Source organism: Micropruina sp. (assembly GCF_027492755.1).
GTDB lineage: Bacteria > Actinomycetota > Actinomycetes > Propionibacteriales > Propionibacteriaceae > Micropruina.
In genome coordinates this window covers 24,163-32,740 of record NZ_JAPUED010000253.1, presented here as the reverse complement: position 1 = coordinate 32,740, position 8,578 = coordinate 24,163, and the positions used below count along the sequence as shown (strand labels likewise).

The 8,578-nt window shown below is 68.9% G+C and carries 9 protein-coding genes; 7 read left to right on the top strand and 2 right to left on the bottom strand.

Features of this window, described 5'->3' with window-relative positions; translation table 11 throughout:
- Position 1: 1 nt before the first annotated feature.
- Complete coding sequence (locus Q0066_RS17145) at positions 2-892, bottom strand: tetratricopeptide repeat protein (RefSeq protein ID WP_298135197.1); 891 nt, start codon at positions 890-892, stop codon at positions 2-4.
- Positions 893-917: 25 nt separating this feature from the next.
- Here Q0066_RS17145 and Q0066_RS17140 point away from each other — a divergent pair, with 25 nt between their 5' ends.
- The 5 genes from Q0066_RS17140 (at position 918) to Q0066_RS17120 (ending at position 6,635) form a co-directional block, all read left to right on the top strand.
- A complete protein-coding gene (locus tag Q0066_RS17140; RefSeq protein ID WP_298135195.1) occupies positions 918-1,637 on the top strand; it encodes a type 1 glutamine amidotransferase in 720 nt (239 codons plus the stop codon).
- Between the two features lie 364 nt (positions 1,638-2,001).
- Positions 2,002-3,633 (top strand): phosphoglucomutase (alpha-D-glucose-1,6-bisphosphate-dependent), encoded by a 1,632-nt coding sequence (gene pgm / locus Q0066_RS17135; protein ID WP_298135194.1) that lies wholly within the window; start codon positions 2,002-2,004, stop codon positions 3,631-3,633.
- 110 nt (positions 3,634-3,743) lie between these two features.
- Positions 3,744-4,178 carry a methylmalonyl-CoA epimerase gene (gene mce, locus Q0066_RS17130; protein ID WP_298135192.1) on the top strand — a complete coding sequence of 145 codons (435 nt, stop codon included), beginning with the start codon at positions 3,744-3,746 and terminating at the stop codon, positions 4,176-4,178.
- Between the two features lie 69 nt (positions 4,179-4,247).
- Positions 4,248-5,396: a DivIVA domain-containing protein gene (locus Q0066_RS17125; RefSeq protein WP_298135191.1), complete on the top strand. Its 1,149-nt coding sequence runs from the start codon at positions 4,248-4,250 to the stop codon at positions 5,394-5,396.
- A gap of 78 nt (positions 5,397-5,474) precedes the next feature.
- The gene (locus tag Q0066_RS17120) at positions 5,475-6,635 is read left to right on the top strand and encodes an AI-2E family transporter (protein ID WP_298135189.1); all 1,161 of its coding nucleotides are present in this window, start codon (positions 5,475-5,477) and stop codon (positions 6,633-6,635) included.
- 44 nt (positions 6,636-6,679) lie between these two features.
- Here Q0066_RS17120 and nucS read toward each other — a convergent pair whose 3' ends face one another.
- The gene (gene nucS / locus Q0066_RS17115) at positions 6,680-7,360 is read right to left on the bottom strand and encodes an endonuclease NucS (protein WP_298135187.1); all 681 of its coding nucleotides are present in this window, start codon (positions 7,358-7,360) and stop codon (positions 6,680-6,682) included.
- A gap of 38 nt (positions 7,361-7,398) precedes the next feature.
- Here nucS and Q0066_RS17110 point away from each other — a divergent pair, with 38 nt between their 5' ends.
- Positions 7,399-7,671, top strand: a complete 273-nt coding sequence (locus Q0066_RS17110; RefSeq protein WP_298135186.1) for a hypothetical protein — start codon at positions 7,399-7,401, stop codon at positions 7,669-7,671.
- Positions 7,671-8,468 (top strand): alpha/beta fold hydrolase, encoded by a 798-nt coding sequence (locus Q0066_RS17105; protein WP_298135184.1) that lies wholly within the window; start codon positions 7,671-7,673, stop codon positions 8,466-8,468. The genes Q0066_RS17110 and Q0066_RS17105 overlap by 1 nt, the downstream gene beginning before the upstream one ends.
- Positions 8,469-8,578 lie beyond the last annotated feature (110 nt).

Genomic DNA, 8,578 nt, shown 5'->3' with positions numbered 1-8,578 from the left:
CTCAGAACAGGGCGCTCATCAGGTCCCGGCGGGCCTTCAGGACGGCCGGGTCGGCGGGGCCGACGATCTCGAACAACTCCAGCAGTCGCACCCGGACGGCGTCGCGATCGGCACCGGCAGTCTCACGGATCAGCGCGATCAGCCGGTCGAAGGCCTGGTCGGGGCGTCCGGAGAGCACCTCGAGGTCGGCGGCGGCCAGCTGGGCGTCCGCCGACTCGGGCTCGGACGCCGCACGCGCCAGCACCGAGGCCGGGTCGATGCCGGCGGAGCGGGCCAGCAGCGCCACCTGGGCACGTCCGATCTTGGCCTCGAGGTCGTTCGGGGTCTGGGCGAGAATCTTGTCGTACTCGGCGAGGGCGACCTCGAAGTCGCCCCGCTCGAGGGCGGCGTCCGCCTCGGCGAACCGGGGGTCGGCCTCGTCGGTCTCCCCCGCGCCGCCGGCGACGGGCTCGGCGCGTCCGACCAGCCCGTTGGAGGCGGCGACCTGCAGCAGTTGGGCGATCACCGTCTCCGCCTCGGCCTTCGAGCGGGTGCCCTGGAACAGCGGCGCCAACTGGCCGGCGATCACACCGATCACTGTCGGGACGGCCTGAATGCCCAGCGCCTGCGCGATGGCCGCGGACGCGTCCACATTGACCCGGGCCAGCAGGTAGGCACCGGCGGCCGCGTTGGCCAGCGCGATCAGGTCGTCGGAGAGTGCCTGCGCATTGGCGCGCGGCGAGTACAGCTCGACCACCAGCGGATGCCGGGTGGACAGCTGCATCACCGATTCGAAGTTGCTCTCGTCGACGTCGAGGACGAACGAGGCACCCGGGGGTACCGGCGGGGCCTTCGCGGCGGCGGCGATCCCGGACAGGTCCATGGCACGGGAGGTGAACTTCGGCAGGGTCATGGGTTCATTGTGTCAAAGTTGGCGGGTGGCTCAGGCACCGCTCATCGCGATCATCCAGCATCAGGACGAGTGCCCGCTCGGCCGGCTCAGCGGCTGGCTCACCGAAGCCGGCGCCGAACTGAGGTTCGTCCGGGCCGATCTGGGCGCCGCACTGCCCGACCCGAGGGCCATCGACGGCCTGATCGTGCTCGGTGGCGTGATGGGCGCGACCGACGATGCGGTGGCGCCGTGGCTGCCGGCGGTGCGGCAGCTGATCGCGGACGCCGCGGCGTCCCAGGTGCCGACGCTGGGCATCTGCCTCGGTCACCAACTCGCAGCGGTCGCCCTCGGTGGGCGGGTGCTGCGCAACCCGAACGGGAAGCAACGCGGCCTGTTGCCGGTCGGCTTCACCGCCGACGCCGGCGCCGACCCGCTGTTCGGTCCGGCAGCGGACGCCGTGCGCGGCGTGCATTCCAACAACGACGTGGTCGTGGAGCCGCCCGGTGGTGCGGTCGTTCTGGCCCGGGCACCCGGCGGCGAGGTGCAGGCGGCCCGGTTCGCACCAACGACCTGGGGCGTCCAATGGCACCCCGAGGTGGACGAGGAGATCTTCGCCACCTGGTGCACGCTCGACCCGCCGTCCGATGAGGCGGACGCGCAACGGCTGATCACCGAGGTCGCCGCCGCGCACACCGAGCTAGAAGCCGCCTGGCGTCCGCTGGCCCTCCGCTTCGCCGCGCTCTGCGCCACCACCTCGAATCCCTGACACCCGCTCCCCCCGGTACACCGGGGACGGTTCTTCTCGTCCCGCTCCGACAAGCCTGCGCTACCCGGGACTGCGGTACGCAGGGACGGTTCTTTTCGTTCCATCTGGTACGGAAAGAACCGTCCCTCCGTACCATCCAACCCGTATGCGAGGCGTCCCAGCGCTCTGAGCCCAGTCGGTCTCCGGTACGCGGGGACGGTTCTTCTCGTTCCACCTCCGGTACGAAAAGAACCGTCCCTCCGTACCACTCGGCATCGCAGCGATCCCGGGCCGGGCCCGGGATGACGGCTGGCCGGACCGTCCTACGAACGAAACCGGTGTGGGGGACTCGCCGTGCCGGGCCCACGTTGGCATGATGGCGCCTATGGTTCATGAACGCGCCGGGCAGGTCGCACTGCCCGAAGACCTCGTCGACGTCGACGCAATGATCGCCGCCTACTACGACCTGGTGCCCGATCCCGAGAACATCGACCAGAGGGTGGTCTTCGGCACCTCGGGGCATCGCGGCTCCAGCCTGAAAACCTCCTTCAACGACCTGCACATCGCGGCCACCACCCAGGCCATCGTCGAGTACCGCGCGTCGCAGGGCGTGGACGGCCCCCTGTTCATCGGCAAGGACACCCACGGTCTGTCGCTGCCCGCGTGGAAGACCGCGCTGGAGGTGCTGGTCGCCAACGGTGTCGACGTCCGCGCCGAGAAGGAGGACGAGTACACCCCGACCCCTGCGGTGTCCCGGGCGATCATCGTCTACAACCGTGACAACGACGGCCCCCGCGCCGACGGCATCGTGGTCACCCCTTCCCACAACCCGCCCACCGACGGCGGCTTCAAGTACAACCCGCCGCACGGCGGCCCGGCCGACACCGATGCCACCTCGGTCATCGCGGCCCGCGCCAACGAACTGATGGCCGCACCCGAAGGCATCAAGCGGGACCGCCCCTACGACGCGATCGCCGATGACATCGTGCGGCACGACTACCGCACCGCCTACTGCGAGGATCTCAAGAACGCCATCGACCTGGACGCCATCCGGGCCGCCGGCCTCAAGATCGGCGCGCACCCGATGGGTGGGGCGTCCGTGCAGTACTGGGAGTACATCGCCGACAACTTCGACATCGGTCTGGAGGTGATCGATCCCACCGTCGATCCGGCCTGGCCGTTCATGACGCTGGACTGGGACGGCAAGATCCGGATGGACTGCTCCAGCCCCTACGCGATGGCCTCGTTGATCGAGAACCGCGACAAGTACGACATCTCCACCGGCAACGACGCCGACTCCGACCGGCACGGCATCGTCACCCCGGACCACGGACTGATGAACCCCAACCACTACCTGGCCGTGGCGATCTCGTACCTGTACACCCACCGTCCCGGGTGGAAGCCGGACGCCGGAGTCGGCAAGACCCTGGTCAGCTCGTCCTTCATCGACAAGGTGGCCGCCGATCTCGGCCGCACCCTGATCGAGGTGCCGGTCGGATTCAAGTGGTTCGTGCCCGGCCTGATGACCGGTGACATCGGCTTCGGCGGCGAGGAGTCCGCCGGGGCGTCCTTCCTGACCCTGGACGGCCAGACCTGGACGACCGACAAGGACGGCATCCTGCTGTGCCTGCTGGCCTCCGAGATCCGTGCGGTGACCGGCAAGTCGCCGTCCCAGATCTACGCCGAGATGGAAGAGAAGTACGGCAAGAGTGCCTACGCGCGGGTGGATGCTCCGGCCAACCGGGAGCAGAAGGCCAAGCTGGGCAAGCTGTCGCCGGACGACGTCACCGCCACCGAGCTGGCCGGCGAGCCCATCGTCGACAAGCTGACCAAGGCGCCCGGCAACGGCGCGGCGATCGGCGGCCTCAAGGTGACCACCGAGCACGCCTGGTTCGCGGCCCGTCCGTCCGGCACCGAGGACGTCTACAAGATCTACGCCGAGTCTCTGAAGGGTCCCGAGCACCTCGCTCAGGTCCAGGCAGAGGCCCGCGAGGTCGTCAACGCCGCCCTCGGCTGAGCACCTGTCAGCTACTTCTGACGAACCGCCCTCGAGCATCCCGCTCGGGGGCGGTTCGTCGATTTGGCGAACCCCCGACGGCGGCTCGAAGGGTGTGCCAGGCTGATTGCATGAGTACGGATCTCTTCCTCTGCATTGATCACGTCGGACTCGCGGTCCCCGACCTTGACGAGGCCATCCGCTTCCACACCGAAGTGATGGGGTGGCGCGTCCTGCACCGCGAGGAGAACCAGGAGCAGGGAGTCGCCGAGGCCATGATCGGCACCGGCGAACAGGGTCCCGAGAATGCCCAGATCCAGCTGCTGGCGCCCCTCAACGAGAGTTCGACGATCGCCAAGTTCATCGGACGCAACGGTCCCGGCCTGCAGCAGCTCGCCTATCGCGTCGCCGATCTCGACGCGGTCAGTGCGACCCTGCGCGAGCGCGGCGTCCGGCTGCTCTATCCGGAGGCCAAGCGCGGCACCCACGGCTCCCGGATCAACTTCTGCCATCCCAAGGACACCGGCGGCGTGCTGCTCGAATTGGTGGAACCACCCAAGGGGTGAGTGTCTAGGCGCCAGGCGAGGCAACAGTGAGTAGCATTCGTGAGGTACACCCCTACGAAAGGACCTCGGGTGAGTCAACAGCCAGAGGAGACCGTCGGCCTCGATCTCTTCGATGAGACCGCCAGTGCCGCCGGCAGCTTCCCCCACTCGATGCTCGGTTACGAACGGCAGGCCGTGGATGCCTACATCCGCGACATCGAACGCCAGCTGAGTTCGGCCAAGCGTAAGGTCCGCTCGCTGCAGCGGCAGCTCTCCACCAAGGCCGAAGAGACCGACTACTCCCGGCTCGGCGCCCACACCGGCGACATGCTGCGCGCCGCCGAGGCGCAGGCCGCCGAGATGGTCAAGGCGGCCCAGGTCGAGGCACAGAAGATCGTCGACGACGCCACCAAGGAGGCCGGACAGGTCACCCGCGAAGCGCATGAGGGCGCCGCGCAGGCCCGGGTCAGCGGCCTGGACGATCTGAATCGGCTGCGCGACGAACTGGCCGGCCAGACCAGCGCCGAGTTGGCCGGTGCTCAGGAGCAGGCCCGCAGTCTGCGCGAGGCCGCCGAGAATCATCGGGCCATGGTGATCGCCGACGCCGAGCGCAATGCGGCCGCGATGCACGAGCAGGCCGCGCTCGAGGCCGAACGGCTGCGCCAGGACGCCGAGCGTGAAGCCGCAGAGGTGCGCGCCGCGCTCGCCAAGGAGCATTCCGAGGCGTTGGCCGCGCTACAGCAACGGCAGGACCAGGTGACCGCGACACTGAGCGAACTGGCCGACCGGGCTCGGCGGCAGTCCGAGGACTTCGGGGCCAAGCTCGCCGCCGACTCCGAACTGATGGACCAGCGCCGGCAGAAGGCGCTCGCCGAGGCCGACCAGATCGTGGTCGAAGCCAATGAGCAGGGCCGGGCGATCCTGTCCGAGGCACGGGCGAAGGCGGCGAAGCTGATCGCGGACGCCGAACTGGCCGCGTCCGCCCGTGCGGAACACCTGCGCCGGGAGACCGAGCGGCTGCAGCAGCGCAAGCAGGCGATCGTGGCTCAGCTCACCAGCCTGTCGTCGCTGGCGAACAGCAGCGTCGCCGAGTTCCCCGATCTTGGGAACCCCGACTCCCCCACCATCGAGCTGGCCGCCGCATTGGACGACACCAAGGTCGAGAAAGCGGTGGCGGCGGACGACGACGCCACGCGAGTGCAGCCCGCGGCCGCCGGCGGCGGGGGCAAGCGGCGCTAGCCGATGTCCGCGCAGCCGGACGACGAGGGAGCTGGCGCTCCGGAGTCGGCACGGTCCCAGCCCACACCGTCGGAGGCTGTGGCTCCGCGTCCGACCGCGACACCCGCGGGCCCGCGTGGATGGTTGCACCGGATCCGCCGGGCCACCCAGCCGACACCGGCCGACCTGGATGCCGATGCCGTCACGGCGGGGCCGCGCAGCGACGTCAGCCTGGCTCGCCGTAGCCCGTTCGCGATCGGGTTCTTCGTCACCCTCGGCGCGCTCACCGCGGGCGGTCTGGTTTTCGGCCTGTACCGGATCTCGTCGGTGGTGCTGATGGTCATGCTGGCGCTCTATCTGGCGTTGGGACTCAATCCGCTGGTCGACCGGCTGTCGTCGCGCGGGCTACGGCGCGGCATCTCGGTGCTGTTGGTGGCCTTGTTCGGGCTCGGCATCCTGTCGCTCGCGATCTGGGCGATCCTGCCGGTGGCCGCCGAGCAGATCAACCGGCTGTTGCTGAACGCTCCGTCCCTGCTCCAGGAGTTGCGGGCCAATCCACAGATCGCCGCCTGGGACACCCAGTACGACATCATCAACCGGGTCAGCACCTTCCTCACCTCGGGCGAACTGCTGAGCACGCTCTTCGGCGGCCTGTGGGGCGCCGGGCAGGCCGTCGTCGGCATGGTGCTGAGCACGATGGTGACGGTGGTGCTGACGGTCTACCTGCTGGCCTCGATGCCGTCGTTCAAGGAGGCCATCTACGAGCTCGCGCCGGCGTCCCGACGGCCCCGGGTGCGGTACCTGGCCAATGAGATGTTCAGCCGGATCGGTGGCTACGTGACCGGGCTGTTCATCGTGATCATGTGCTCGACCACGGTCGCCTACCTGTTCCTCAACGTGGTCGGGCTGGGCCAGTACGCGTTGGCGCTGGCCGTGGTGGTGGCCCTGTGCGCGATCATTCCGCTGATCGGCTCGACGCTGTCGATGGTGATCGTCTCCATCGTGGCGTTCACCTTCTCACCGACGCAGGGCTTCATCACGCTGGCGTTCCTGCTCACCTACCAGCAGTTCGACAACTACTTCATCCAGCCCCGGGTGTTCCAGCGCTCGGTCAGCGTGCCCGGTCCGCTGGTGATCCTGGCCGCGCTGGCCGGCGGCGTCCTGTACGGGCTGCTCGGCGCGCTGCTGGCGATCCCGTCGATGGCCGCGGCGATGCTGCTCTACCGCGAGGTGCTCATCCCGGCGCTCAACCGCCGCTGAGGCGACCACCGACGGCATCGCAGATTGCGTCTGTCGGGATTGGGTCAGAACAACCGGTCTTCGGCGTTGTCCAGCCCGCGCAGCAGGTCGTAGTCGACGCTGACGCAGGCGATGCCCCGAGTGCCGGCCAGGGTTTTGGCCTGCGGTTTGATCAACTGGGCGGCGAACACACCACGCACCGGGGCGAGCAGCGGGTCGGCGTTCATCAGCGCCAAATAGCGGGTCAACTGCTCCACGCCGTCGATCTCACCCCGTCGCTTCACCTCGACCGCCACATAGCCGCCGTCGGCGTCGCGGAAGAGCAGGTCGACCGGGCCGATCGGGGTCAGGTACTCGCGCTGCACCAGGTTCCAGCCCTGGCCGAACGTCTCGGGGTGCTCCGCCAGCAGGGCCTGCAGGTGGGCCTCGACGCCGTCCTTGACCAGGCCGGGGTCGACGCCGAGCTCGTGGGACGAGTCGTGCAGCACTTCGGCGATCGAGATGACCAGCGTGTCGGCGTCCTTGTTGCGCAGCTCCCACACCTCGGTGAAGTCGGAGTCCTCGGGGGTGGTGACGGTCAGCGTGCAGGGCGGGTTCATCCAGTTCAGCGGCTTGTAGGCGCGGTCGTCGGCATGGATCGAGACCGAGCCGTCCGCCTTGGAGAGGATCAGCCGGGTCGCCAGCGGCAGATGCGCCGTCAGGCGTCCGGCGTAGTCGACCTGGCAACGGGCAACGAGCAGACGCACCCGGCCACCGTAGCGCCTGGGGCACTACGCTTGCCCTCGTGCCCAAACGACCCAGCAAACACCTGCGCCCGCCGCGTCCGCTGTCGTCGTCGTTCGCCTCGGCGGTCGACAAGGCGGACGGCCGCTGGATGACCCAGACGATGTCCGGTCAGGCGGCCGTGAAGCAGTATCGCTGTCCTGGTTGCGAGCAGTTGATCGCGATCGGGACGCCGCACGTGGTGGTCTGGCCGCACGTGCCGGCTGTGGGCTCCGACCGTGCCGTCGACGAGCGCCGGCATTGGCACAACTCGTGCTGGAACCGGAGGCGTTGATGGCCCTGTTCAGTCAACTGGTCGGCGACGGACGTCCCGATGTGGTGTTCCTGCACGGGTTGTTCGGACGCGGCAAGAACTGGTCCGGCATCGCGCGGTCGCTGGCCGAGCACGGGCTTGCCAGCGTGCTGTTCGACCTGCCCGACCACGGCCGTTCGCACTGGACGGAGACCTTCGACTACGAACGCATGGCCGACGAGGTGGCCGACGAACTGCGGCTGCGGATGGGTACGGCCGCCTCGGTGTCTCTGGTCGGGCATTCCATGGGCGGCAAGGTGGCCATGCTGCTGGCCCTGCGGCACCCCGAGCTGGTCCGCCGCCTGGTGGTGGTGGACATCGCCCCGGACATCTCCGATCAGCTGCGCACCTCGGTGCCCCTGGTGAAGGCGATGCGCGAACTCGATCTGGATTCACTGACGAGTCGTGGTGAGGCGGAGCGACGGCTCGCCGTCGACGTCGACGATCCAGCGGTGCGACAGTTTCTGCTGCAGAACCTCAAGCGCACCCGGACTGCCGAGAACCGCAACGGCTGGCAGTGGGAACTCAACCTCGACCTGCTCGGCGATCATCTGGACGACGTCGCGGCCTGGCCCAACGTCGGCGAGGTCAGCTATGCCGGCCCGGTGCTCTGGGTCGGCGGCGCCGATTCCCTCTACATCAGGCCCGAGCACTACCAGCCGATGCGCCGTCTCTTCCCCCAGGTCCAACTGGTCTGGATCCCGGGCGCCGGCCACTGGGTCCACGCGGACGCCCCCGCCGAGCTGACCGCCACGCTGCTCCCCTTCCTGGCCGACTAGCCGCCATCACGACACGTGAGGCGTGCGGACGGTTCTCCCGCTCGCCAGGGACGGTTCTCCCGCTCGCCAGGGACGCTTCCTTTGGTCACCGGGGACGGTTCCTGCGGTCA